The following is a 952-nucleotide window of genomic DNA, read 5'->3' on the forward strand; positions in this document are numbered from 1 at the left end:
GCGCTGCTCATCGGTACCACACCAGGCGCGCACTCCCCCGTGCTGATCGACGCGCCCAGCACGGGAGCGGCTTGCGCCGGTGTCGCCAGCGCCGTCACCGCAGCCCTGAGCGGCGAGTTGGGTGCCAACACGCCAAAATAGCGGTGCCGGTGGGTGCGTGGCGGGGGAACCAGCGCGGCAATGCGGTCGATCAGCTCCAGCGGTGTGAGGTGCAGCTCATAAAGGCCGATATGAACCGGCCGGGGCGGGCGCAAGCCTGAGCAGCCATTCCCTGCACCGGAGTGTTTCGTGCCGCGCTTCGCCGCGACCGTGTCGCAGCTGCAGGATGCCGTGGCGCACGCAACGTCGCCGGCAGCGCATCTGCCCACGGCTCGCTATGCGCCTCACCGTCCCGAGCGCACGCTGCTGTATTCGCTGGTGCAGGCGCACTACCCGGACTTCATCGCGCGTCTTGAGGCCGAAGACCGCTCGCTGCCCGAGTATGTGCGCGAGGAGTTCGAGACCTACCTGCGCTGCGGCGTGCTCGAGCACGGTTTCCTGCGCGTGGTGTGCGAGCACTGCCGTGCAGAGAGGCTGGTGGCGTATTCCTGCAAGAAGCGCGGGCTGTGCCCGAGCTGCGGCGCACGGCGCATGGCCGAGTCGGCGCGGCATCTGGTGGAGGAGGTGTTCGGCCCGCGGCCGGTGCGGCAATGGGTGCTGAGTTTCCCGTACCCGTTGCGCTTCCTGTTCGCCAGCAAGCCAGAAGCCATTGGCCCGGTGCTGGGCATCGTGCAGCGCGTGATCGCCGGCTGGTTGGCCGATCAAGTCGGCGTCGACCACGCCAGCGCGCAATGCGGCGTGGTGACCCTGATCCAGCGCTTCGGCAGCGCGCTGAATCTCAACATCCACTTCCACATGCTGTGGCTCGACGGCGTGTACGAGGACACCACCGAGCGTCCGCAGCGCAAGCCGC

The 952-nt window shown here is 68.4% G+C and carries 1 protein-coding gene and 1 pseudogene; one reads left to right on the plus strand and one right to left on the minus strand.

Annotated features, from left to right (window positions below):
- A pseudogene (locus HGB51_RS20135) lies at positions 1-218 on the minus strand (transposase); the annotation flags it as partial.
- A gap of 70 nt (positions 219-288) precedes the next feature.
- On the opposite strand from HGB51_RS20135, the gene HGB51_RS20140 reads away from it, so the two are divergent.
- Positions 289-952, plus strand: a 664-nt coding sequence (locus HGB51_RS20140; protein WP_484600370.1) for a transposase zinc-binding domain-containing protein, incomplete at its 3' end; no start/stop codon positions are given.

Source organism: Stenotrophomonas bentonitica (assembly GCF_013185915.1).
In the GTDB taxonomy this organism is placed as follows: Bacteria; Pseudomonadota; Gammaproteobacteria; order Xanthomonadales; family Xanthomonadaceae; genus Stenotrophomonas; species Stenotrophomonas bentonitica.